The organism is Paenibacillus sp. FSL L8-0158, from assembly GCF_038592965.1.
GTDB classification, from domain to species: Bacteria; Bacillota; Bacilli; order Paenibacillales; family Paenibacillaceae; genus Paenibacillus; species Paenibacillus polymyxa_D.
Window position 1 is genome coordinate 1,807,860 of sequence record NZ_CP151949.1, and the last position, 23,089, is coordinate 1,830,948.

General features: G+C 40.2%; 27 protein-coding genes. 19 read left to right on the top strand and 8 right to left on the bottom strand.

What is annotated here, in order from left to right; all coding sequences use genetic code 11:
• The 7 genes from NSQ68_RS08280 (at nt 1) to NSQ68_RS08310 (ending at nt 6,181) form a co-directional block, all read left to right on the top strand.
• A complete protein-coding gene (locus NSQ68_RS08280) occupies nt 1–2,142 on the top strand; it encodes a phage tail spike protein (protein ID WP_342428557.1) in 2,142 nt (713 codons plus the stop codon).
• Between the two features lie 64 nt (nt 2,143–2,206).
• A complete protein-coding gene (locus tag NSQ68_RS08285; protein ID WP_342428558.1) occupies nt 2,207–2,824 on the top strand; it encodes a 2,' 3'-cyclic nucleotide 2'-phosphodiesterase in 618 nt (205 codons plus the stop codon).
• Nucleotides 2,825–3,075: 251 nt separating this feature from the next.
• The gene (locus tag NSQ68_RS08290) at nt 3,076–3,888 is read left to right on the top strand and encodes a class I SAM-dependent methyltransferase (RefSeq protein WP_342428559.1); all 813 of its coding nucleotides are present in this window, start codon (nt 3,076–3,078) and stop codon (nt 3,886–3,888) included.
• Between the two features lie 136 nt (nt 3,889–4,024).
• On the top strand, nt 4,025–4,216 hold the full coding sequence (locus NSQ68_RS08295; protein ID WP_342428560.1) for a hypothetical protein: 192 nt from the start codon (nt 4,025–4,027) through the stop codon (nt 4,214–4,216).
• 51 nt (nt 4,217–4,267) lie between these two features.
• Nucleotides 4,268–4,720: a phage holin family protein gene (locus tag NSQ68_RS08300; protein WP_342428561.1), complete on the top strand. Its 453-nt coding sequence runs from the start codon at nt 4,268–4,270 to the stop codon at nt 4,718–4,720.
• Nucleotides 4,698–5,645, top strand: a complete 948-nt coding sequence (locus NSQ68_RS08305; RefSeq protein ID WP_342428562.1) for a GH25 family lysozyme — start codon at nt 4,698–4,700, stop codon at nt 5,643–5,645. The genes NSQ68_RS08300 and NSQ68_RS08305 overlap by 23 nt, the downstream gene beginning before the upstream one ends.
• Before the next feature lie 2 nt (nt 5,646–5,647).
• The gene (locus tag NSQ68_RS08310; protein ID WP_342428563.1) at nt 5,648–6,181 is read left to right on the top strand and encodes a phage holin, LLH family; all 534 of its coding nucleotides are present in this window, start codon (nt 5,648–5,650) and stop codon (nt 6,179–6,181) included.
• Between the two features lie 69 nt (nt 6,182–6,250).
• On the opposite strand, the gene NSQ68_RS08315 is transcribed toward NSQ68_RS08310, so the two are convergent.
• Nucleotides 6,251–7,102 carry a hypothetical protein gene (locus NSQ68_RS08315; protein WP_342428564.1) on the bottom strand — a complete coding sequence of 284 codons (852 nt, stop codon included), beginning with the start codon at nt 7,100–7,102 and terminating at the stop codon, nt 6,251–6,253.
• A gap of 294 nt (nt 7,103–7,396) precedes the next feature.
• Here NSQ68_RS08315 and NSQ68_RS08320 point away from each other — a divergent pair, with 294 nt between their 5' ends.
• From NSQ68_RS08320 to NSQ68_RS08335, 4 genes are all read left to right on the top strand, one after another.
• On the top strand, nt 7,397–7,972 hold the full coding sequence (locus tag NSQ68_RS08320; protein WP_342428565.1) for a hypothetical protein: 576 nt from the start codon (nt 7,397–7,399) through the stop codon (nt 7,970–7,972).
• A gap of 431 nt (nt 7,973–8,403) precedes the next feature.
• The gene (locus tag NSQ68_RS08325; protein WP_342429095.1) at nt 8,404–9,015 is read left to right on the top strand and encodes an ImmA/IrrE family metallo-endopeptidase; all 612 of its coding nucleotides are present in this window, start codon (nt 8,404–8,406) and stop codon (nt 9,013–9,015) included.
• 700 nt (nt 9,016–9,715) lie between these two features.
• The gene (locus NSQ68_RS08330) at nt 9,716–10,018 is read left to right on the top strand and encodes a DUF2500 domain-containing protein (protein WP_342428566.1); all 303 of its coding nucleotides are present in this window, start codon (nt 9,716–9,718) and stop codon (nt 10,016–10,018) included.
• Between the two features lie 128 nt (nt 10,019–10,146).
• Nucleotides 10,147–10,470, top strand: a complete 324-nt coding sequence (locus NSQ68_RS08335; protein WP_342428567.1) for a DUF2500 domain-containing protein — start codon at nt 10,147–10,149, stop codon at nt 10,468–10,470.
• Between the two features lie 237 nt (nt 10,471–10,707).
• Here the strand turns inward: NSQ68_RS08335 and NSQ68_RS08340 are convergent, their stop codons facing one another.
• Nucleotides 10,708–11,166 carry a hypothetical protein gene (locus tag NSQ68_RS08340; protein ID WP_342428568.1) on the bottom strand — a complete coding sequence of 153 codons (459 nt, stop codon included), beginning with the start codon at nt 11,164–11,166 and terminating at the stop codon, nt 10,708–10,710.
• A 336-nt stretch (nt 11,167–11,502) separates the two neighbouring features.
• Here NSQ68_RS08340 and NSQ68_RS08345 point away from each other — a divergent pair, with 336 nt between their 5' ends.
• Complete coding sequence (locus NSQ68_RS08345; protein WP_342428569.1) at nt 11,503–11,985, top strand: hypothetical protein; 483 nt, start codon at nt 11,503–11,505, stop codon at nt 11,983–11,985.
• Nucleotides 11,986–12,201: 216 nt separating this feature from the next.
• Here the strand turns inward: NSQ68_RS08345 and NSQ68_RS08350 are convergent, their stop codons facing one another.
• Entirely contained in the window at nt 12,202–12,414 is a 213-nt protein-coding gene (locus NSQ68_RS08350) for a hypothetical protein (protein ID WP_342428570.1), read from the bottom strand.
• A 461-nt stretch (nt 12,415–12,875) separates the two neighbouring features.
• Here NSQ68_RS08350 and NSQ68_RS08355 point away from each other — a divergent pair, with 461 nt between their 5' ends.
• Complete coding sequence (locus NSQ68_RS08355) at nt 12,876–13,073, top strand: hypothetical protein (protein WP_342429096.1); 198 nt, start codon at nt 12,876–12,878, stop codon at nt 13,071–13,073.
• A 76-nt stretch (nt 13,074–13,149) separates the two neighbouring features.
• Here the strand turns inward: NSQ68_RS08355 and NSQ68_RS08360 are convergent, their stop codons facing one another.
• Nucleotides 13,150–13,575, bottom strand: coding sequence for a hypothetical protein (locus NSQ68_RS08360; protein ID WP_342428571.1), 426 nt, complete (start codon nt 13,573–13,575; stop codon nt 13,150–13,152).
• Between the two features lie 155 nt (nt 13,576–13,730).
• On the opposite strand from NSQ68_RS08360, the gene NSQ68_RS08365 reads away from it, so the two are divergent.
• Entirely contained in the window at nt 13,731–14,066 is a 336-nt protein-coding gene (locus NSQ68_RS08365) for a YolD-like family protein (RefSeq protein WP_342428572.1), read from the top strand.
• A gap of 99 nt (nt 14,067–14,165) precedes the next feature.
• On the opposite strand, the gene NSQ68_RS08370 is transcribed toward NSQ68_RS08365, so the two are convergent.
• Nucleotides 14,166–14,621: a hypothetical protein gene (locus tag NSQ68_RS08370; RefSeq protein WP_342428573.1), complete on the bottom strand. Its 456-nt coding sequence runs from the start codon at nt 14,619–14,621 to the stop codon at nt 14,166–14,168.
• The gene (locus NSQ68_RS08375) at nt 14,618–15,268 is read right to left on the bottom strand and encodes a hypothetical protein (protein ID WP_342428574.1); all 651 of its coding nucleotides are present in this window, start codon (nt 15,266–15,268) and stop codon (nt 14,618–14,620) included. Before NSQ68_RS08375 ends, NSQ68_RS08370 begins: the two co-directional genes overlap by 4 nt.
• 157 nt (nt 15,269–15,425) lie before the next feature.
• Between NSQ68_RS08375 and NSQ68_RS08380 the strand changes: the two genes are divergently transcribed.
• Both NSQ68_RS08380 and NSQ68_RS08385 read left to right on the top strand, forming a co-directional pair.
• Nucleotides 15,426–15,689, top strand: coding sequence for a hypothetical protein (locus NSQ68_RS08380; protein WP_342428575.1), 264 nt, complete (start codon nt 15,426–15,428; stop codon nt 15,687–15,689).
• 688 nt (nt 15,690–16,377) lie between these two features.
• Nucleotides 16,378–16,740, top strand: coding sequence for a YmaF family protein (locus NSQ68_RS08385; RefSeq protein ID WP_250244326.1), 363 nt, complete (start codon nt 16,378–16,380; stop codon nt 16,738–16,740).
• 324 nt (nt 16,741–17,064) lie between these two features.
• On the opposite strand, the gene NSQ68_RS08390 is transcribed toward NSQ68_RS08385, so the two are convergent.
• Complete coding sequence (locus tag NSQ68_RS08390; RefSeq protein WP_342428576.1) at nt 17,065–17,904, bottom strand: manganese catalase family protein; 840 nt, start codon at nt 17,902–17,904, stop codon at nt 17,065–17,067.
• A gap of 205 nt (nt 17,905–18,109) precedes the next feature.
• On the opposite strand from NSQ68_RS08390, the gene NSQ68_RS08395 reads away from it, so the two are divergent.
• Nucleotides 18,110–18,964, top strand: coding sequence for a manganese catalase family protein (locus NSQ68_RS08395; RefSeq protein WP_250244329.1), 855 nt, complete (start codon nt 18,110–18,112; stop codon nt 18,962–18,964).
• Nucleotides 18,965–19,133: 169 nt separating this feature from the next.
• Here NSQ68_RS08395 and NSQ68_RS08400 read toward each other — a convergent pair whose 3' ends face one another.
• A complete protein-coding gene (locus NSQ68_RS08400; protein WP_029516590.1) occupies nt 19,134–20,198 on the bottom strand; it encodes an HD-GYP domain-containing protein in 1,065 nt (354 codons plus the stop codon).
• 317 nt (nt 20,199–20,515) lie between these two features.
• On the opposite strand from NSQ68_RS08400, the gene NSQ68_RS08405 reads away from it, so the two are divergent.
• Together NSQ68_RS08405 and NSQ68_RS08410 are read left to right on the top strand one after the other, a co-directional pair.
• The gene (locus NSQ68_RS08405; RefSeq protein WP_342428577.1) at nt 20,516–21,970 is read left to right on the top strand and encodes a bifunctional UDP-sugar hydrolase/5'-nucleotidase; all 1,455 of its coding nucleotides are present in this window, start codon (nt 20,516–20,518) and stop codon (nt 21,968–21,970) included.
• Entirely contained in the window at nt 21,924–23,084 is a 1,161-nt protein-coding gene (locus NSQ68_RS08410; RefSeq protein ID WP_069011214.1) for an HD-GYP domain-containing protein, read from the top strand. Before NSQ68_RS08405 ends, NSQ68_RS08410 begins: the two co-directional genes overlap by 47 nt.
• The last annotated feature ends 5 nt before the right edge of the window (nt 23,085–23,089 follow it).

Sequence of the window (23,089 nt, forward strand, 5' to 3'; positions counted from 1 at the left end):
ATGGCGAACCCAACCATGCAAGTATTCGATAAAAATATGAGACGTGTTGGAACACTGGTTGATAGCTATGATATCCAGCGGCGGCGCAGGATCAACAGCGATTATGAATTAACCTTCATGGTCCCGATGACCAGCGAAGATTATAGAGAAAAGATAGCAGTCAAAGGCCACGTTCGAGATGAGCGTGGTCAATTTTATGTCATTCAGTCTCGGAGTCGGTCCCGTGAAGGTCGAAAGCTGACTGCAAATATCTACTGTAATCACATCATGTTCAAACTTAATGATTACAAGTTTCCATATGCTTCATACATTGCTGAAGCCTACGGTATTCATATCAATCAACTCACAGACCTGATTACAGCTGCTACAGGCGGACGGTTTAAGTTTGTTATCCAGGACACATTTGATCTACACGATGTTAAGGACTTTGGGCGTGGGACCTGCTTGGAAGCTCTTAACAAGATCATACAAATGTATGAGTGCGAAGTCGAGCCGGATAACTTTGTAATCAACCTGAGAAAGAAAATCGGAACTGACAACGGATTGCAGTACCGGCTTAAAAAGAATATCGTGTCCAGTTCATTCAAAGACAAAGGAGAATCACTTGTAACCCGGATGTTTGCTCAAATGAAGGACGGGCGGACGTTTATCGGAATGGATGCGTCCAAACTGACCGAAGAGGAGCGGAGCTTGCTGTCAGGCATACCAGGAACGATTGTGAATGGAAAGCTGGCGGTGAACTACTTGATTTCGCCTTATGCTCAGTATTGGGCCAGCGAGTCGGTTCCTTTTTACGATGGGGAAATCATTGAACAGGACATAGAGGAACCAGAGGACTTGCTAAAGGCTACACGTAAGGCGCTTGCTGAACAGGAGAATGTAACGCTGGAGGTAACTGTATCAACAGCAGACTTGTTTAAAATTGATAACTCGGAACCGGAGCCGCATTTGGGTGATGCTGTAATGTGTATTGATCCAGCGATGGACATGAACAAACTCAAGGCCCGAATCACAGAGCTTACAGAGTATCCATATAGCCGTGACAAGCATTCTGAACCGACTATATCTAATGTCAATTTACGTGACTATGCGGACATTATCAGTGACCTGGAGCGAAACAAGAATATCATAAATAATTTATTCTCCAATGGTAAGATCAGGACGGAAGTTTTTGAATCTTTCGCAAAGCAGGCCGTGATCGACATTGATAATTCCAAAACAGAAATCAAGTACGATCAGCGCGGCATCGTCTTGCAGGACCAAACCAACGTATTGAACCAGGTCATTATGACTTCAAACGGTGTTGTTCTGACAACAGACGGAGGGAAAACAGCAAGAACGGCAATCACAGCACGCGGCGTGGTGGCTGAGCAGATTGTCGGGCAGCTCGGTAACTTTGTATCCTTGGTAATCGGTAGTGGTAATAACGTAACTAAAATCAATACCAACGGAATTAGTGCCGGAAACGACGACTATACTATTGCACCGTTCAGAGTAGACATGCAGGGCAATGTAGTTGCTAGATCAATCAAGCTCACAGGCCAAATTGACAATTCAGAAATGAATGCCTCGGATATCAAGGCTAGTACAGTTAATGCAAGTACTATACGAGGTAGTAAACTGATCGGTAATGAAATAGAAGGCGGCATTATTACAGGGGCTTTGTTTCGTACAGCCAGAGAAGGCAGACGCATAGAGATAAACTCCAATGGCTTGACTGCTTATAACTCAAGAGGCGGAGAGTCTATTTCTTTAGGTCAGTATAATGATGGTGGCGGACTACTTTTTATGGATAATGGGAGTCGAAGAGGAAGTGTTTACGGAGACCAGAACGGCTTTCACTTGGGAAATATGGCGGGAGTATATATCCACTCTACAGATGATATGGTGTATTTTAGTGGTGAAGTAGATTTCTCTCAGGCTACTGTAAGTGGGCTTAAGCTTGAAGTGGAAAATATTGAAGGACTCAGGGATATAATCAGAGAATTAAGAAACGAAGTCGCCTCTTTGAGGGGAGACACTTACAATGACATAATTGTAAACGCCACATTCGATCCATCGTCAAGAAACTTAAAATTGTTTAGTCGTACAAGAACAGTTGCTACCGTGAATATTCCGACTGGCAGTAGTGTGACAACATAATGTTTACCGCGCCTTCTACCAATGGTAATATTAGGACATATATACTATGTAGGAGGCACGGATAATGAAAAAATGGTCTTATTTACTCAGCGGTGTGTTAATTGGTGCGGTTGTCGCTACGGCTGGAAGTGCATTTGCGGAACAAATCAAATCTTTAGTTGGGGAAAAGGTCGCTGGGGAGTATGCAGTAAAAGTTAACGGAAACTCTCTTGCTGAAAACGCGATAGTAGTTGACGGAAAAGCGCATGTTCCCTTGCGAGCTGTAACCGACTCTTTAGGAGCGGATCTAAAAGTGGACGGCAAAACAATTCAGATAAGTACAGAGTCACCAACTGAAGCCAGTACGACATCTGGGGCTATTCCTGAAAAGATTTCTAGTCTTAATAAAGTAGAAAAAGAAGTGAAATATGCGGGTTGGAGCAAAGAGAGATTAGAACAAAGAAAAGATGAACTAGAGAAATATATTTCAGAATCCGAAAATAGCAAGCAGAAGTTATCGAAAGAACTCGACATTGCAAATAAGCTATTAGAATCCAATCCGTTTAATTCAGAAAAAGCTTTGGCAATTGGTGAATCGAATGCGGAAAAAACAAAGAAAGAATTAACTAATATTGAAAGCGATATAGCTAAATATAAGACAGAACTAGAAGAAATAAATAAAGCTATAGCGGCACTGAAATAAAATCTGTAGTAACTACGTAATGAACAAATTATATACTGTATACACAAAAACCCTCTTAAACTGGAGGGCTTTTTCTTTTATAAGAAAGAATGATTTTTGGAAGGAAAACAGCTCTCTCCTTCGAATTAGTAATTTAGAAGGCGGTTACATGAAAGTGGATGCTAAACAAAAGGTGTTGATTGCAATATACACCGAATATCAAAAGGATATACGTTTAGTCTTATATTATTTATATTGGGGGATGATTCGGCATGGGCAAAAATTCTGTTTATAGAACAAACATTATAGGCGCTGGCGAGGTTGGTAGCGCCGTCTCGGTCGACATGGACAAGAATTCTATACATAAAATAAACAGCGTCTTTTGGGACACAAAAGGAAATGAAATATTAGGAGCAACTGCACTCCCTTTCTATGGAGCATTTGTCTCAGAAGAAAAACTCCAACTTTTTGGCGATGTCTCAGGAAAAAAGGTGCTGGAAATAGGCTGTGGGAGCGGTCATTCCTTGCAATATCTGGGAGGATTGAAAGCATCTGAACTATGGGGTACAGATATATCAGAAAAACAAATCGAAAAGACAACGCAACATTTGACGTCGTGCGGTCTGTCAGCAAAATTGATTTGTTCTCCCATGGAAGAAGAATGTGGTATACCTGAGGAATATTTTGACTTCGTTTATTCGATTTATGCCATAGGCTGGACCACCGACCTTGAGGGTACTTTTTGCCGGATCGCTTCTTATCTGAAAAAAGACGGTGTATTTATTTTTAGTTGGTCTCATCCTATACACAAATGTGTTGTAGCGGAAAATAATATGCTTACTTTTAAAAAATGTTACTTTGATGAATCTTGGTATTCAGTATCACTTGGTGAAGGTACACTAGCATTATCGGACCGTAAACTATCAACCTATGTGAATGCGTTGGCAAAAGCGGGATTTGTAGTTGAGCAAATGATTGAGCAATCTGATGATGAAATTATGCAATCGTGGGATGATAACAGTGAATTCGCGAAAAAGGCGAAGATGCTTCCTGTAACTTTTGTATTCAAAGCAAGAAAACTATAGTAGCTTATATTCACCAAATAATATTTTCCTTTAAAATCCGTAGCGTTTTAACAACAAAACCAATTTAAGATATAAGTATGAAAGCCTCTGATAAATCAGGGGCTTATTTTGCGTCTTGAGGGGGGTGACTAAACCCATGGCAAAGATAAAATCTACATTGGACATACAACTAGATTTAACCAGACCTATTGAGGATTTAACTGAGATCATTTCTGCTGTAATTGCTTCACAGCCAGCACGACGGAAAGAAATACTTAAAGGTTTGGATATAGCAATAGGAGATGCATTAGCAGAGATTCAGGCCCAGAAGAAAAGGAACAGAAAGTAGACGAAGATAGCTCAGGAAAAGTTTCCTGAACGGAGAGACGGGGGAAGCAAGGTGGATAAGTGGGAGGTTTTTAAGTTCAGCACTGCTTTAGGAAGCAGTGCTGTGACGTATTTTTACGGTGGGTGGTCGGGAGTATTGGGGGTGTTACTTGCTCTGGTCATTATTGATTATGTGACTGGATTATTTGCCGCTGGCGCAGAAGGTAAGAGGGGAACCGGACCCGGTTTAAAAAGTAAGATTGGTCTTATCGGTATCGCTCGAAAGGTATTTATTTTTGCAATGGTAGCAGTATCCCATCTGATTGATGGAGTCTTAGGCGATTCGCACCTATTCCGGGATGCGGTCGCCTATTTTTATATGGCAAATGAGCTGTTGTCCATTTTGGAGAATGGCGGCAGACTCGGCGCTCCTATCCCGCCTGTGATCCGACAGGCCGTAGAAGTTTTGAAAAGTAAAGGTGGTAAGGAAGGAGAGAAAGAGGATGCAACGACGAAACAGCTGTAATGCAAGAGGGATCGACGTATCCAGATATCAAGGTAAGATTGATTGGAAGGCGGTTAAGGCAGATGGTATTTCATTTGCCTTCATCAAGGCCAGCCAGGGGCAACGTTACGTTGATCCTACATTCACCACGAATGCAAAAGGAGCCAGAGCAGCCGGGGTATTGTTGGGAGCATACCACTTTGTAGACGCAATCAGCGTTGAGGCAGCCAAAGCAGAAGCGAGGCACTTTGCCGAAGTATTGGGACAGGTAGGTGGTGGGAAATCACTGGACCTGCCGCCTGTAATGGATTTTGAAAATAATCCCGGCAACCTGTCCAAAACGCTTATTAGTGCTGTAGCGTTGGCCTTCCTGCTGGAGCTGGAGCGACTTACAGGACGTAAGCCCATTATCTATACAGGCAATGCATTTGCAGCCAATTTTAACGCCTCATTGGGCGGTTACCCACTATGGATAGCACGATACAGTGATACTCGTGTCCCAAGCGACACAGTGACATGGAAGCGGTGGGATATTTGGCAATACAGCGATAGCGGCAAGGTAGCCGGGATAAAAGGGAACGTGGATATGAATGAGTATGACGGTACAACGGACGAACTGCGAGAACGTTTCACAAAGCGCCCTGAGCAGACGGCGACAGTCACGTCCGGTTCGTTCGTCGTAAATGGAAAACAGGTAGGGAAGACGCTGCTCTTTAGTGGCAGGACGTATGTTCCGCTGCGGTCTTTGGCAAATGCCTTGGGCTTATCCTATCACTGGGATAACGCCCGTAATGAAGCGCATTTAAACGGAGCCAAGCTGCAAACTGTTCAACTTGTAGAGGGTACAGCGTATGTGCAGCTCAGACCAATTGCTGATGCTTACGGTGCAGTAGTGTCCTGGGACCAAAAAAATAAAATCGCAACATTAACGAAAGGGGAAAAGTAATCATGCAAACAATTATCGAAACTGTACAGACTTATGTAAATACCATTGTTACAGCCGCTGCGGGTGTGCTTACAGCATTTGTTTTAGGAGGTCTGAACAAACTCAAAACTAAGGTTAACGTGTGGTTAGAAGCGCGTACTACAGCAGCACAACGTGAAGTGATCCATAAAGTAGCAGGAGAGGCTTTCGCACTTGCTCAAACAGCATTTAAAGAAGCTGGAGGAGAACGTAAGCTTCAAGAGGCTTTGCAGTATACTACATTGCGCTTGGCAGAACAGGGCATTACTGTGTCGGCAGTAGAGATTCGATCCGCGATAGAAAAGGCATACTTGGAGTATAACTCTAAACGAAGACAATTGTTACAGAATCACAACCAAACGAAGAAGCTACTCAAGCGGCAGCTAAGGAGGCAGTATCATCGTTGGCAGCTCAAGTTACGGCAATCCCTTCACAAGCCACTGGACCGATACCACTGCTGCGACACCAGAACCGGAAAAAGTCTCAAATATAGTTGCTCAAGCGCCTCTACCCACTGAATAAAAAATAGATACCTAGACCTCTAAATGATATGGCAAAGACCCTGCATAAACAGGGTCTTTATAAAATTATCTAGTTGAAATTATAAATTTAAATGGGTCGAAATTAAGATTGTAGTTTTCCGAAGAACCCTCAGCAATCATTTTTAAATTACCTTTAGAGAGATCTACTCCTTCAAACCTCAGAATACCTTCGGTTTTTATACCAGGGAGTATGTCTGACTGTAACTCAGGATAGTCTGTACCATAATAACTATCTTCTGGTTCAAACTGCTTGCTTCCTTGAATTAACTTAGTGTGGTAAAGGTTAAAGTTAATTGTGTCCTTCGATTTGTTCTCAATTGATAAATAGAACCTTGTTTCCTCTTCGGCAAATTCCACTTTCTGAAGAGTCATTACATAGCCATGTTGTTTCACAATTTTGTTTACTTTAATGGTTTTCAATGCAGGGGCTACAGCGGTAGCGTAATCAGTTTTTTCTATTTTATCCGCTTCGATGGCGGGAGCAGTCAATTCCTCACCATATACATTCTCCCCTACATATTCATCTGCAACAGTTCCAGTAACATGTATAAAATCGTCCTCTTTGACATTAAGAGAGCTATCAGCATACCCTATCATAGTATTTTTTTCGGAATTTTTAGGATCTACGTAGGCCTGAATATATATAGCGTTACTTTCTTTACTAGGATCTGTAGCTACTTTTGCATAAAAATCCACAGAACGTCCTTTGAACCTTACTGGGTCTGAGTACATTTGCTCGAATTCTTCTTTAGATAATGGAGTGGCTTGTTCTTCAGAAACAGCTGGTGCAGATTCCTGGGAGACTGATTGCTCTTCATTTGATTGCCTCTCGCAGGCAGCCAATCCCATCATTAGTACAAGGACACACATACCCGTTATAAAAATATTTTTGTTCATGTTGCGACTTTTCCCCCTGTGTTAATAAATGTAATTACAACGGGAATAGTCTATCAGAACTAGGGTTATATAACCAGATAAATAAAGTTACTCATGACACCTGTAACTACAGAATATAAGGATAAAATAAATAGCCCTGCTAGCAAGAGCCACTTGTTTTTTACTATATGATAGTTCTGTTTTAGAGGAGTAATCGTGAACAAATGAAGTGAAAACACTCACTAAACATTAAGGGTAGCTCTGGAACCCTTATTAAAAGATGATGCAATTGAGATTTTGCAGCCGTATGTTAATTTGATAAAAGCTGCTGTTTTTAAAGCTGTCCAGGATTATTACATAGGTGAAGAATACGCGCAGACAAGGCATAAACATTCTCAAAGAACAGCCGCTTCGATCTGCCATGATAATATTAAAGATGAGATTAAGCTACGATTTGAGGGATTACCTAAAGTAGGTACCGATGAAAGAAAAGGATTATTTATGCTTTCTATTGAAGGCCTCCTAACATTACGCTTTAAAAAATTTAACGATAATCTGCTTTCTAGTGGGATAACGACAATGCAGGCATTAGCGTATGATCTTCAGGATGTTGTACAATTGGAATTGGAGGGATTACCTCCGTATGGATTGCTGCATGTTGGTTATACTTTAAATAGTCTTCAATCAAATATTGATGGGGTTTATATCACTTACAGATATGGAAAGGTAAATATCTGGGAGTGGGATATCACTCATGAAGAGGTAACTCCTATTGCGGAGCCGGCCCTTTTCCCGCTACCTACACCTTCAGAGACTACAACAAGAAAAACAAGAGTTCGGGTTAAAGACAAATCTATTAGTGCTGGTGATAAAAATGCAATTAACAAATAGCGTGAGTTATAATAGCCAACTAGTCACGATCTATCAGCCAAAGTGAATTGGCCAAAAAAATTGGCTTTACACAGGGTAAACTTTCAAAAATCGAAAATGGATTGATTTCAATACTCAAGAAGAATTAGATAAAATTTCAAAAGCCTTAAATTATCCGAATAATTTTTTTCAAAGAGAAGAAAAGATATACGGAATTGGTTTGAGTGAATTTTTCCATAGAAAAAAACAGGCGGTTCCCCAACGACAATTAAATACTGTTTATGCGCGGCTTGAATTGAGAAGAATGGAGATTCAAACCTTGCTGAGATCAGTTGATTTAGACGAGCCTACGTTTTTTCATATGGACCCAGAAAAGTATGATGGTGATGTCGAAAAAATAGCACATAGTTCGTGCAACTTTTAGAATTCCTAATGGACCAATACAAAATGTAATTGATGTTCTAGAAGATGCGGGTGCAATAGTTATTCCTTTCGATTTTGAAGATGCTAATATAGATGCTATTCATTTATGGAATCCTGGTGTTCCCCCGCTCATTTTCACAAACTTTAATCGAACTATGGACCGAATCCGTTTTACACTATGTCATGAACTTGGACATATTATTATGCATCGAAAACCACCAAGTGAAGATGTGGATATTGAAGAACAAGCGGACCGTTTCTCTTCTGAATTTCTTATGCCTAGAAATGAGATATCTCACTCTTTGGGTGGTATTACGCTTCCTAAACTTGCTGCTTTGAAGCCGTATTGGAAAGTATCAATGAATGCTTTGCTAAAAAGGGCTGTGGACTTAAATAAAATTACTGAGCGACAGTCAAGATACTTGTGGACTCAAATGGGGAAATCGGGCTATCGAACAAGAGAACCTATTGAACTGGATCTTCCATTTGAAAAGCCATCTATGCTAGAGGAAATTTTACAAGTCCATCACTCTGAACTCAAGTATTCATACAAGGATTTGAGTAATGTGACCTCCCTAACTGAGTCGGAGTTTCAGAATATATACTCTATAGGAAAGCCGAGAATAAGGCTTATAAAATGATTTTGACGTTTCATAACTCAATGGTGTAAAATTAATTTGGACCGACCCGAAGCTCCTGTAACTCAAGGGAGCGTGTGTCTAATGAATAATGGGAATAACTTTAAGTTTTTCATAATAGGCAGCTTTTTAGTTGTATTATCTTTAATTGCAACTCTGAATTTTGCGATTTATTTGTTTTTTACAAAGTATAAATAAAATATTGTTTTAATATTAGGAATGCTTTGGTCGGTCCCTCTAATTAGGGGACTACCAAAGCATTTTTAACTATCTAATTGATTAGTTAGTTACCAGCAAAAACTCTGCTGCCTTTATTAGGTCGTCAGAGTTTTTTGTTCAAGGATTTCTCAAATAATTTCATAGATTAGCTAGTTAGGTTGATCAGTATGAATCATACATATAAGTATAAATTAACAGAAAAACCCAGTTAATTTATACTTATAACAACACATACGGAAGCACCGTTGTGCAATCCAAAAGCATCGGTGATACCCTGCTGGCATACGCTGGTGGGGTGTTTTTCTGTTTGCCGTTGGAAAGATATCAAATTAAACAGTTCAATTTCCGATATTATATTTAGTAATGCAGTGTATAATTTTATAAATCATACAGGGATTTTAAATATGAAACTTATAAACTGTAATAGCGTAAAGGAATAATATAACATTTATATCTTGAGTATGTTAGGAGGAAGTGTTTATATATGGGAGAACAAGCTATTTTGTGGATTTTTGTTATCGGTGCTTTTTCTGTTTTTTGTATAATACCGATTATAATGCAAACATGGGAAGACATCGACAACAAAAAGAAACCTATTGTGACCCGTGTGGCTAAGGTACTTGATAAGCGAATGTACCAAAAGGAAGACAGTTCGATTAGATACTACTATTTTACCTGTGAATTTGAAGCACCTGAATCTGAATACGGAGTAACTATTGTTGGAGATAGAGTTATTGTACTTCAGCAAGGTACATTTTCAAAGGTCGAGAGAGTTGTTGGCAATTAATAAGCATTGAGGTTCTACTTGCGTACTGATAACAACACATTTTAAAGCGCCGTGGCACCCTATTGGCTAAGTTGGTGGGGTGTTTTTATGTTATGGAATACTATAAAATTTTGAGGAGTGAATAAAATATGCTCGAAGCGTTTCAAATTTTTCTTACCATGATCGGTTTAATATTAGTTGTTTTTGTGCCTATTATAATATCTTCAAACCGAGAACATGCGAGAAATTTAAAACAACCCAAAATTGAACGAATCGCAAAAATAATTGATAAACGAGTAGACTGGGTGGAGAATTCTTCAACAAAAAAATATTTTATTACATGCCAATTTGAAGGATCGGATCGGAAAGAAGTCAGAGTACAGGAAAATGAATATGGCATTTTAATCGTTGGAGATGAGGTTAAAGTAATAACCCAAGGTACTTCAGAAAAGGTGGAACGTATTACAACATGAGGTGATCAGCATGAACCAAACATATAAAGTGTTAAAGTCGGTTATAGACTATGGTGGCACTATAGAAAAGTTTTCGTCTAATTCTGTTAAGATTGCTGGAGCGTATTACATACGGAACCAATTTGAATTTAGAGTAGATGTGAAAGAGGACTCCAACGGTATATAGCCGATAGAGTCCTTCTCTGTTTTATGTGAGTCGGATGTATATGAAGCCACTTAGTAATTTCTGTACATTAATTAGAATTGTCTTGCGCTTATATTGAGGTCCATCTGGGAACCGTCTTGGGTGTAAATGTATACACTATATGAGTTTTTACTTTGGGAATAAATTTGCAAGGTCTTTTGACTACCAGGTGAAACCGAAGTGTCTATAGAGGTGCTAGAACCTGCTTTCTTAATCTCTACATAAACTGTTGAACTTCCATTATTTTTAACGAACACATTGGCGTCTTCTCCATTCTCAGGGATCATGGTGAAGGTTTTCTCAAATGCTCCTTTTCCAGTGTGATGTATCGGATTAATCAATTGAATATCAAAAGGAGTAATAACATGCCCGTCCTGATTCTCAGTATTTTCAATCACTTTAATGAAACCATTAACAGTTTGATTTGCTGAAATTGAATCCTGCGCAAAAGCAGCAGGGCTTAGTGACAGAAGCAATGATGTGGCGATACCAAAACTCATTAATCTTTTCAAATTAAATCCCTTCTTTCTATAATTTAACTACAAAAATAATTATAATTAATCTGCACATCTGTGTACATAGTCACTAAGTAACATTAAATGATGTTGTTATGTGAATCAATGGGGGGGAGATAGTTTGATTTAGATTTATCTATATATAGTAAAAAGCTCTGCTAACCTTAATTGGTCAGCAGAGCCTTTTTCGTTGATCAGTTTGAATTTAGAGTGACGCGAAAAAGGCACTTAATCAAATGTGTATTTTTCATGTCAGACAAAACTCCCCTTACTTTGACAGTTATTAAGCTGTATGTTTATTGATGAAGATTAAAAGAAGGAGGGGACAGAAAAATGAGTATGAAATTAGGAAGGAAAGCTACTTTATGTTTTTCCACAATCGCTCTCTTGTTTTCAGTTATCGCTCCGCTGTCAGCTTCTGCAGATGCAGCAACTGTAACGCTTGACACTTACAAAAAATCTTCAAATCAAGAATTAGTTTTATCACAATCGGTAATTTTTAAAGATGACACGGCATATACAGATGTATATATTATAGGGAAAAGAGTGAAATTTTCAATTAATGGTTTAGAAAATCCTTTTAATGCTAATTATTATAATCGTTTGGCCTGGACAAGTGATGAAAATACACCGAGTATAGAAAATACGTTATCAGTAAAAATTGCCCCAAAAACAGGGAGTCTTTACGGTTCCTCCAGCTATGAGAACCTTTCTCTGATAAAACAAAAGATCAACTCTGATTCAAAAGTATATGGATGGATTCAATTAGAATCAAAAGAGTGGGCTAAAGCAGGATCAGCTATAATTAAATATTAAAAAATCCTTAACGTTTGAAGTAAGTGAATACTCTAAATAAAATTAAATCCCCGCTAACCTTAATCGTCGGCGGGGATTTTTTATTGAAGGAATTACAACACCATTCACCGAATAAATTATTGAGATGATCAGCATGAACCATACATATAAAGTGTTAAAGTCAGATATAGCTGTCTCTCTGGTTTTATTGAATACGAGTATATTAATTACTTTCTCTTAACGTACTACTTCCCGCCCATCAGGAATGGCGTTTGCAAAAAAACCATATACAGGTTTAATATTATCCCAATTAAAATGATATTTATTCATTGCCTCTGGGCTTGTTACCCATCTTTTGACCACTCTACCCGTTTCCTCTATATCAAGCCAAAATACTTTATCTCCAGTAAACTCTGTTGTAAAGAGCCCAGAGCCCATCTTAATTGGCATACCATTTGGTATACTATCTAACCCAAAAGTTTGCCGGACATCGCCCTTAAAAAGCCTGTTAAAAATGTTCGGGTCTGAAATCCAACGTTTTTTTCCATCTTCAATTAAATAAGTTTCATGCCTTTCTGGAGGTCGAACTAACCGCCATTATAATTCTGCAAATCACCAGTAAGAGAAAGACCGCGATATTGATAAATCCATTGCCCATGTTGTTGACTTATAATCAAATTAATTCCCCCATTCATGTACGTATGCCTATAGAATACGCTATTTATAAAAGATGGATTGGGCTATTGCCTATATTTTTAGTTTTTTTGATTTAAGAACTCTGTTTTTGATTACGAACTAAAGTTTGCATGTAAATTATTACAAAGGAGTTGATCGCTTGGTTACCTGGTATCGATCGTAAACTACTACGAATACTGTACAATGTCCCAGTTTGAAGACCACATTTGCCCACAATGAAGGAACTGGAGATAAAGACAGGAAGGCGTACAGAGGACATAAAGGCGGGACTGTTAGCTCTGGAAAAGGACAACTATATCTTGTGGGAAGACAAATCGGATACGCGCCATATCGTAGTTATAGAGGGCTGGGATCACGATCAGAAGATCGTCACACCGCCTGGAGCGGCAAACCGATACTATACGGAATATTAAAACCCCGGATTTCTCCGGGGCATTTTTTATTTAAGTCCATATTGGGTCTTGTTTGTTAATTTTCCTCCTTGAAACATCATACTAGCGTTTGCTCCAAGTGAACCTTCACCTTCATACTGATATAAGACTGTAGAAATGGAGAACCCGCTTCCTCACTTTCAGAAACAAGCTCTCCATAATCCCCGATTATATCGGTTACTTGTTCATAATTCATTCCTATTTCAATACGATTGAATTCCTCAGCATTTATCGTTGGTTTATTTTCGGTGATTTCTTTTTCCATAGGTTCCGTGTGGTAGCTTTGAGTTTTTGCGGGCGAATAATCATTACTTTGCATTAGTTCAGGACTGTTCGACATAGAGAAGACAACTCCTAAAATAAACGTTCCAAGAGATGAAAAAAACATCCTTTTCGCTCTTCCTGTCTTTCTAAATAAAGATATTACGTCTAATACAATAAATGCGATAAAAGCAAAAAAACACAACACCGCCAATATAGCCAATATGTAACCCCCTGAATCAATCTATATTACAGCAGTCTATCAAAGCTAGGAATATTTTTCTAGTACAAAAGTTTCAGATGTGACAAATAAAAACCCTTGTACAGAACAAATGTTCGCTATATAATTTCTACATAACACATCAGGAGGCTACATACATGTCAAAAAAATTAGAAGGTAACGGGTTGTGGGAAAGCAGTCGGATTATCATACCGGAACATAAGGAAGCGTATCTGAAGCTCATGAAGGACCGACAACGAAGAGGGAAGCCAGAGTTGGACGACCAAGAGGTACAACTAATCGAGCAAGCACTCATAGACTCTTACAACTCACGTAACACCGTCACGGTGATCGTATTTAGCCCGTTCGACGATACGGTTATGACTGGTGTAGTTACGTCAATTAACACCGCAAGACGCGAAGTAAAACTGTTTCGCGGGGAAGATGATTTTAGCTGGATTAAGCTAGAGGATATTATATCAGCTATTGCATAATCCCCTAAAAAGGAACGGGCTCACTGAGCCTTCTTCGAACAATGGATTTTTGAGCAGTAAAAAGAGCCTTCGATTTCTCCCGAAGACTCCGCATGTGGACTAATCTTGAATTGCTGTTACGACTCCATTTTCGAAATAGATGTACTTGTATTGATCATAGACCCATTGTTCGTTTACACCGTAAGTAGTAGTGTTCTTATTAATATGTTTGGGTAGTCCCCATTTTGAATAAATTACTTCCTGTTCAGACATACCAATTTGGGGAGCGAGTTTTTCGGGCGGGATATCCTCGTAATATCCAATCTTGGTGAAGGTGTTGACTCCAAGGCTTTCATCCTTTGAAATAAGCTTGTCATTCTTTAGGTAATAAATTGTGCCGTTATCAGCATGTAATTCTGTACCAATTAGGATAACAGGCCAGGTATAAGTGCTTTCATCTTGAGAATTAAAAGAGAGTACCTTGGTTACTTCTCCATTTTTAAAAGTCAGTTTCTCGTAACCTGATTCATCTTCCCAAATGTCTTGAAAGCTATTATACAAAGAAGCTTGAGTCAAATATTGTATTGAGTCCTGATAGTCTTTACTTGCATGAATAATTCTTTTGCTTCACGAAAGTTATACGCCCTAAATTTTTTAACTCCTTCCCGATAATTCGCTTCTCTCAGTAAATTAGAGGAATCTTTATAATCTTGGATTGGTTCAAGTAATTCAATTGCCGAAGCGTAGTTACCTTGGGAGGAATTTTGCTTTACCAGTAAGTATATTGATTCTGTTTTTAGCTTGACACTATCTTTGTAGTTGACTAAATTGATAAACAATTCAATAGCCTTTTCGTATTCTTTATTTTTTAGAAGGTGTTGTGCCTTTAGATAATTTGTTTCATTAATCAACTCATCGGAATCTTTGTACCCATCCAAATTGGTGAAGGCTTGAGTTGCTTTGTCAAATTCACCGTTATTCATTAATGACTTAGCCTGAATATAACTGATATAGGGAGCTGCGATTAAAAAGCCTACGATAATAAGGCATAAAATAAGAAATGGAGCAATTGAGATAATAATTTTCTTTCTATAGCTGATCTCTTTAGGAATCGGACCATCATTCCTAATTTCGGATGTTTTTTCTTGCGGTGCTGTATTGATAGTTACTTCCCTTCCGCAATAATTACAGAAGGCGCTTCCTTGGGTATTTCTTTCCCACACTTATCACAGAGCATTCTTTTTTACTCCTGCCTTTCCTGGAACTCTGCTGCTTCATAAAAAGTAGTCTATCAAACATAGGAATATTTTTCTAGGTCTAATTACATGAGAAGAATTCGGATAACCTGTCTATAAATAAATCTAACGAGGTGATGCATAGATGCATATTGAATTTATTACATCTGATTCTACTGATAAATTACGAGCCGCTTGTTATGAGTATAATTATAAAAAATATGGAAGTGTACAGCGTGACAGGCGTTATGTAAGAATTTCAACGGAAGAACAGACGTGCAAGATCATCTGGAAAGATCATCGTTTGAAATTGCTGACCAATGATGATGTTACAAAATACTTGATAATGATTTTTAGGGAATTTCTTAGAGACATTCTTAGTAAAACAATAATGGCTACTGGAGTATGAAAATAGCTTATTTCTAGAGTCAGGTGATCAATATTTGAAAGGAGGTTGTTTTAACCGCCCCTGTGAATTCGGAAAGTAGTTTGCGTAAATACATAGTAGAAATGACTACAGGCCGACGAGCTGCTTTGGTTCTGGGTGGGGGGCAAGTCTAACAGTTGTCCTAAAGGAGGTATTGGATGAGGAAAAGAAAGGCGAATGTTAATCGCCAAAGAAACATCATATATAATAGAAGAAAAAATTTAGGCTTTCGGTAAAATGTGATACCATCCATGATACCGAAAGCTTTGAAGACTAAAGAAAAATCGTTAATTTAGCTGTGCGCACAAATACATACATCCTGTAATTAAGCGGATTCTCGTTTCGTTTGCACCTAATCCAAATCGAGATGGAAGGCAGTATTGGTTAAAATCCATTAACCCTTGGTGTCAACGAGTTTTTTGAAGTAATCTAAAGCTTGTTAAATCCGAGTCATGCTGATTTGTGCCGACTCGGATTTCCTGCTAGTAAAGGAGGCGAACTTTTTAAGTTCGTCTCCTTTTATTTTTTCTGTGATGCCTAAGCCCATAAGCCTTCCTTCTACTACATAAAAAAATTTATGCTTAGGACCGCAGATAGTTGCCTAGCACTTATGTATGTTTGCTTAATAGGATGTTGTGAGTGACATAAACATAAGGAGGCATACCAACAGATGCAGAAGAATAAAACTGGAGTGAAGAAGAAAACCCTCTCTTCTAAACAGACACAGAGGCATGTACATGAATTTGAAGGTAGTACCAAACTGGCTGAAGAAGGCGCAGACCGACATAATCACCGCTTTGCAGGTGTTACTGGGCAAGCGATTCGAGTTGGAAGAAGTCATGTCCATGAAATCGATCTTACAAAAACTGATTTCGTGAACCACTTTCATAATCTGAAAAAAATTAGAACAGGACCAGCTATTCCAGTCGGAAATGGAAAACACGTACATTTTGTTACGGGCCAAACTACATTAAATGATGGTCATGTACACCAGTTTAATTTTGCAACATTGATTCAGGCACCTCTTATTTAATGAACGGTGGTTTGACCGAAGCTGAGGTAACACAAATGATTGTAATAGACATCTGCTCATACAGAATGAGAGCATCGGCTTCGATTCTTCGGTGATGTGTAAATTACTCGAAATAAATCAAAAAGCTCTGCTAACCATAATTGGTCGGCAGGGCTTTTAGTCTTACATTAATTCTGTACTTCATGATTTATGACCGGCTATGATTTTATGCCTTATGATAAGCCGCCTTATTCGAATTTTAAGTATATATTTTTTGTTTTATTTTTATGGCCAGTGTCACCAATAAGCAATCTTTAATGTTGGGACAGCTCGTTTGCCACTTGTTTATTTATCTGAAGTTTTATGGTCTAAGTCATGATGTAACTCGGTTGCTGGTATTTTGGCATTATAGATTTGTCCTTTGGCAACAGGTTTTGAAATGTATACATAGCTCCCGGTTCCATCTGGCGCACTCCCTGTTGCCCACAAACCTTCACTAGATTCTTCGCCCTCAGACAAATTCCAAAACACATAAGCTTCAGGCTGAGACTCTTGCTCTGCCTCAGGGGGAAAAGAAGCCGGAACCACAACACCGTTTTTCTCTTCTAATTCTTGGATTGCCGCCATCCATTGATACTGGTGATAGCGGTCACGTGCTAGCATTTTCCGTAGTGTAGCTCTGACGCTCTCATCTTGTGTCATATGATATAGCCTTGCTACCTGCAATCGACCCTGACTCTCTGCGTGCAAATTGGATCGCATATCCGCCAAAAGGTTGCCACTTGCGACGATATAAGAACCGTTCCATGGAACTCCATTTGAATTAGTAGGCAATCCGCCTAGACCGCTGACTAGCAAGTGCTGCGGGTTAATTCCCCCCATTATGGCAGCTGTAACAGGGTCTTTTGCAGCTTGTTCTTGATCTTCTGGTTTAGCTCCATCAAGCAGTTGACTAATTAAAGCACACAGCATCTCCACATGCCCTACTTCTTCAGTTCCAATATCCATTAGCATATCTTTATATTTTTCATCACCGCGACAGTTAAACCCTTGAAATAAATATTGCATCATCACGGTCATTTCTCCAAATTGCCCTCCCAAAACTTCTTGTACCTGCCGGGCAAAAAGAGGATCAGGACGCTCTACTTTCACTTCAAACTGCAACTCTTTTTGATGTCTAAACATATATACTCCTCCTATAGCTAAAGCAGCTTAGTGAATTCTAACTGTATTTAACCTTTTCAAGATGTAATAAAACGAAGATCAGCATAACAACAATCTGATACGGTCTTTATATTTAACTTTCTGTTTGTTTGGTTTGTATAAAAATTATTAAAGAGGGGAGCCTATGTTTCACTTTAAAATAAAGAGTCTAAGGAGGGTATTTGAGTTGTATTTTTATAAAGAAGATTTAATTAACTTAATAGTACCCGATAAACCCGACCCAGCTGCTGCTAAAGTGATTCAAGAAGTATTAGGTGGTCGATTCGGAGAAATGCGTACTATGATGCAGTTTTTCTTTCAAAGTAATAATTTTCGTGGTAATGCTGTGCAGTATAGGGATTTGATAAGAGGAGTTTTTCTAGAGGAGCTTAGTCATGTTGAACTGGTCCAACATACTATAAATCAGCTTCTGACTGGCTCAGGCGCAGACCAAGCCGGTGATGCTGGAATAGATCATGCTCCTTTAGATGAGGCGATAAAACACGCAAATCCTCATCATTTTATTATGGGAGCTCAAAGTTCTTTACCTGTTGATGCAAGTGGAAATCCTTGGCTAGGTAGTTATGTTTATTCCCACGGCAACCTGATTAGTGATTTGCTTGATAATCTCGTACTCGAATCTACAGGGGTTCTGCAAAAATCCCGAATTTACGAAATGAGCTCGAACAAAACATTCCGGGAAACGTTGGCTTTTTTGATTGTGCGGGATAATGCTCATCAAAACGCATTTGCCAAAGCGTTAGAGACACTTGGAGTGGATTGGGGAAAATTGTTCCCGGTTCCAAACTACGATATTAACAAGTATCCAGAATGCCGGAAGTATGTTGAAATGGGCTTTCACAATGCGCAGTTTAATTTCCGATTGGATTCTACCCGTATTGGGGAAATATTCAATGGGCAAACTCCAAGCAGAAACGGTGGGGATTTGAGTGTAATAGATCCTCCTGAAGGTTATCCTCTTCCGTATATGCCTGAATTGCCTAATGAACATAGTCCAGGACTACACGATCTTAACACTTAGGATTAAACCATAAATAAAGATAGTAACAAGGTTAATATCCGTAATTTAAAAAGAGGCTGTCCTTCGTAGAAGAACCTACGAATCAAGGACAGTCTCTTTTTATTCGCGTAGTCTGTGCTTCGGCAAAACATTTCGTTCCACCGAAGTAACGCCGGGAGGCAGTAGCGGATCAGGATTCCAAATAAATTTCATCAATGGATACATGGCGTTCCCTAGACAAATCTACATATTCATCATCGTTAATTCTTACTAAGGGTCTGAAGTAATCAGCAGGATTGTTCAGAATTATCGTTCCTGTCTGACCTGTAGTCAACAGAACCTGCTTATTAATGAAATTAGGAAGCATGTGTCTGATGAACACTTGGGTAGCTTCTGGGTTTAGATGTCCAAAACTCATGCTATGCAGCTCGCGTAATACGGTGAGTAGCTCCTGCTTCGTCTGATACACACGATTGGAAATCATCGCGCTATACACGTCGGCAATAGCTGTTATGCTGGCAAAAGGATGAATTTCTTCCTTGAACAGACCATGGGGATATCCACTTCCATCTTCACGCTCATGATGCTGCAAGGCGACAATTGCAGAAATCTCATCGCTGGTTGAATTGCGAATAATATCATAGCCATATAGCGAATGCTTCTTCATTTCATGAAATTCTTCAGGTGTCAGTTTATCCGGTTTGTTCAAAATTTCATCGGGTATCATGGACTTGCCTATATCATGTAAATATCCAGCTTTACCAGCGGCATATGCTTCTTCTTCCGTATATCCAAGCCATGTTGCAATGTAATATGACAGTACGCCTACTTGGAGAGAATGATTATAGGTATAGTGATCTCCCCGTTCCATAATTAACAGCAGAGATACGACATCTTTTTGACGAGCCAGCTCTGAAACGAGAGGGCCGAACAGCTCATCAACTCGATATTCATCAAATTTGCCAGTTGAGGAAGCTTCGAGAAACATGCTTTCAAAGCCACTGATCGTCTGCTCCATGAGAGGAACGGCACGTTTGAGGGACTCGGGGGAAGCTGGAACATCGGGGGCAAAGTCAACCGGAATGCTCGCAGAACCGGCATCAATGTCGATATAATCGACACCGTGCATAATGAGCTTGGAAATATCGTCATGCTGTAGCTCGGTGCCCTGAACCATGACAGGTACACCGTGCCCATTGTATGTATCGGATTTGAGGCGATCTCCCGGCTTGGCATCGGTAACGTGTACTCTCATGCGCTAACCTCCTTATTGTCGTAAATTTGTCGAAAATACGAAACAAACTTAATATATCAAGAATTATATGGGATGACAACGACTAATTTACTATTATTCCAAGCTGTAAAATAGGTCCCAGGAACCCGATTCCTATCAGATACCTACAGTAGATAACGTCAATACTTTTCACTATGTTTATAATATGAGATTGCCCAGAGACTACAGCGAAGCTTAAGGACTATGTCCACCCATATGTACCATATTGCTAAATAACATGATATGCTTAAACATTAGAAGCTCCAAAGTCGATATATAAAATATAGAGGAGGGCGGTTATGGAGATGACGACTCGGCAAACGTTGACCATTTTGCATACCAATGATATCCATAGTCATTTTGGCAGTATGCCTTCGATAGCCGCGATGATTAATGAACGAAGAGCTGCATTAGGGGATGCGCTACTTGTGCTTGACATAGGAGACCACATGGACCGGATGGCCCCCGAAACGGAAGGAACGCTAGGTGGGGCAAATGTGGATGTGATGAATCTAACAGGATATGATGCCATTACGATCGGTAACAACGAGGGACTGACTTTTACCCCGGATATGATTGAACAGGCATATGCGGGCATTCATTGTCCGGTCATATGTGGCAATATGACTGAGCGTGCCACAGGGATGAGTCCTGCGTGGATGAAGGAATCCCTTATCGTAGACAAAGCAGGAATCAAGGTCGGTTTACTCGGTGTGACGGCTCCTTTTGTAGAGTTTTATCAACTGCTGGGCTGGGATGTGCTCAATCCGTTTGATGTGCTGGGGAAGCAGATCGCGGCACTGAGAAAGCAGGTTGATGTTTTGATCGTGATGTCGCACCTGGGTCTACCTTCCGATAAAAAGTTAGCGTCGCAATTTCCTGAAATTGACGTTATCCTTGGAGGTCACACCCATCATGTGCTGGAGGAACCGCTTTGGATCGGGAAAACAGCTTTATGTGGGGCGGGTAAGTTCGGAACGCTGCTGGGTGAAGTGACGCTAAGTCGTAACAATAGCCTCGAACCGTTTCGAGTCACGTCAGGCGGCGTAGTTCCTGTGGATCTGACACTACTGGACGAAAAAGTGACATCGGCCATTGTGGTGCATCGCAGACAAGCAGAACGCGCCATGGAGAGCACGGTTGCGGTGACAGATCGGAAACTGGAGATCGCATATGATCAGGAATCCCCTTTCGGGAATATGCTGGCACAATCGGTGTCCCATTTTACAGGAACAGAAATTGCCCTCGTCAATGCGGGACAACTGCTCGGCCCATTACCTCAAGGGGATATCAGCAAAGGAATCCTGCATTCCTTATGCCCTTCACCGATTAATGCCTGTGTTATGAAGTTGCGGGGAAGCGATATTCGGTTGGCGCTGGAGCAGTCCTTGCTGCCTGAATTTGCGGACAAGCCCATGACGGGCTTTGGCTTCAGAGGCAAAGTGCTTGGTACGATGTGTGTGGAAGGCCTGGCTATTCAGTATGATCCGACCCGTGCTCCTTATGAAAAAGTGACGGACATTCGTGTAGCAGGTCAACCTTTGGAAGAGCATGAGGAATACACAGTGGGCACGTTGGATATGTTCACTTTCAAAGCAGGTTATGAGGTGCTTGCGAACGGAACAGATCTCCGATTTATGCTTCCAGAATTTTTACGGGATTTGATTGAAATGGAGTTGAAGCGTCCGGGCGCGATGGAAGAATGTTTTGCAGCTAGGTGGCTTCAGGTATCAAAACAATCGGGAGAGGATTAAGCTGCGACTGGTACCTGTTACATTATTGAGAGCCGGCATGAAGCTGGGCAAAAAAATATACAATGAAAATGGAATGGTGCTGCTCTCGGAAGGTGTTGAGCTTACTTCGCGATTGATTGAACGTCTAGGCCAAGTCGGTATTGGATATGTATACATTGAGGATGCTGTGACAGAAGATATCGTCATTCCTGAGATGATCCATGAACAGACAAGGGCAGCGGCGCTACAGGAAATCAAAAAGCAATTTCAAGGGTTGTCATCCTACTCCGTAGATCATAAGCACAAATATTTTGGCAAGTCATTTTATAAGGTGATGGAATCTATTCTGGACGATATTGGAGGCCGGCAGGACGCCGTCATTATGTTGATGGATATTGGGGCCGCGGATCAGGATTTGTATCATCATTCTTTGAACGTATGTCTATATTCACTTGTACTGGGAATTTCCAATGGCTACGATAACAATCAGCTGATGGAGTTGGGAATAGGTTCACTACTGCACGATATCGGTAAAATGAAAATTTCACCTCAAGTGCTCTATAAGCCGGGCAAATTGACCGACGAGGAATATGAGCATATGAAAACACACACGGTGATCGGCTACAAGCTGCTTAAAGACGAACCTGGAATTCCCTTGTTGTCGGCTCATTGTGCATTACAGCATCATGAGCGTATTGACGGCAGCGGATATCCACACGGTTGGAAAAAGGACCAGATCCACGAATATGCGAAATGGATCGGCCTGGCAGACTCGTACGACGCAATGACAGCAAGTCGGATATACAAGCAGGCTTTGTTGCCTTATGAAGCGATGGAAGTGCTGTACGCCGGGGCAGGAACGCTATATGAGCAGCGAATGCTGGAAGCCTTTCGTGACTGTGTAGCTATTTACCCCCTGGGACTCTCTGTGGTGCTCAACACGGGGGAAGAGGGGGTCGTGGTGCGTATACATTCCAAAATCCCACAAAGACCCGTCATTCGCATTGTAAGGGACCGGGATGGGCAGGAAGTGAAAGCACCTTATGATGTGGATTTGTCCATATCCCTCTCGGTTATGATTACAAATACATTGGGTGCTACTGTCGCCCCTTTCGGAGGAGTACACGTAGATTAGCAGAT

Coding starts and splice junctions, on each gene's coding strand:
- NSQ68_RS08280 (WP_342428557.1), top strand. CDS start 1: ATGGCGAACCCAACCATGCAAGTATTCGATAAAAATATGAGACGTGTT.
- NSQ68_RS08285 (WP_342428558.1), top strand. CDS start 2,207: ATGAAAAAATGGTCTTATTTACTCAGCGGTGTGTTAATTGGTGCGGTT.
- NSQ68_RS08290 (WP_342428559.1), top strand. CDS start 3,076: ATGGGCAAAAATTCTGTTTATAGAACAAACATTATAGGCGCTGGCGAG.
- NSQ68_RS08295 (WP_342428560.1), top strand. CDS start 4,025: ATGGCAAAGATAAAATCTACATTGGACATACAACTAGATTTAACCAGA.
- NSQ68_RS08305 (WP_342428562.1), top strand. CDS start 4,698: ATGCAACGACGAAACAGCTGTAATGCAAGAGGGATCGACGTATCCAGA.
- NSQ68_RS08310 (WP_342428563.1), top strand. CDS start 5,648: ATGCAAACAATTATCGAAACTGTACAGACTTATGTAAATACCATTGTT.
- NSQ68_RS08315 (WP_342428564.1), bottom strand. CDS start 7,102: ATGAACAAAAATATTTTTATAACGGGTATGTGTGTCCTTGTACTAATG.
- NSQ68_RS08330 (WP_342428566.1), top strand. CDS start 9,716: ATGGGAGAACAAGCTATTTTGTGGATTTTTGTTATCGGTGCTTTTTCT.
- NSQ68_RS08335 (WP_342428567.1), top strand. CDS start 10,147: ATGCTCGAAGCGTTTCAAATTTTTCTTACCATGATCGGTTTAATATTA.
- NSQ68_RS08345 (WP_342428569.1), top strand. CDS start 11,503: ATGAGTATGAAATTAGGAAGGAAAGCTACTTTATGTTTTTCCACAATC.
- NSQ68_RS08350 (WP_342428570.1), bottom strand. CDS start 12,414: ATGCCAATTAAGATGGGCTCTGGGCTCTTTACAACAGAGTTTACTGGA.
- NSQ68_RS08355 (WP_342429096.1), top strand. CDS start 12,876: ATGAAGGAACTGGAGATAAAGACAGGAAGGCGTACAGAGGACATAAAG.
- NSQ68_RS08365 (WP_342428572.1), top strand. CDS start 13,731: ATGTCAAAAAAATTAGAAGGTAACGGGTTGTGGGAAAGCAGTCGGATT.
- NSQ68_RS08380 (WP_342428575.1), top strand. CDS start 15,426: ATGCATATTGAATTTATTACATCTGATTCTACTGATAAATTACGAGCC.
- NSQ68_RS08385 (WP_250244326.1), top strand. CDS start 16,378: ATGCAGAAGAATAAAACTGGAGTGAAGAAGAAAACCCTCTCTTCTAAA.
- NSQ68_RS08390 (WP_342428576.1), bottom strand. CDS start 17,904: ATGTTTAGACATCAAAAAGAGTTGCAGTTTGAAGTGAAAGTAGAGCGT.
- NSQ68_RS08400 (WP_029516590.1), bottom strand. CDS start 20,198: ATGAGAGTACACGTTACCGATGCCAAGCCGGGAGATCGCCTCAAATCC.
- NSQ68_RS08405 (WP_342428577.1), top strand. CDS start 20,516: ATGGAGATGACGACTCGGCAAACGTTGACCATTTTGCATACCAATGAT.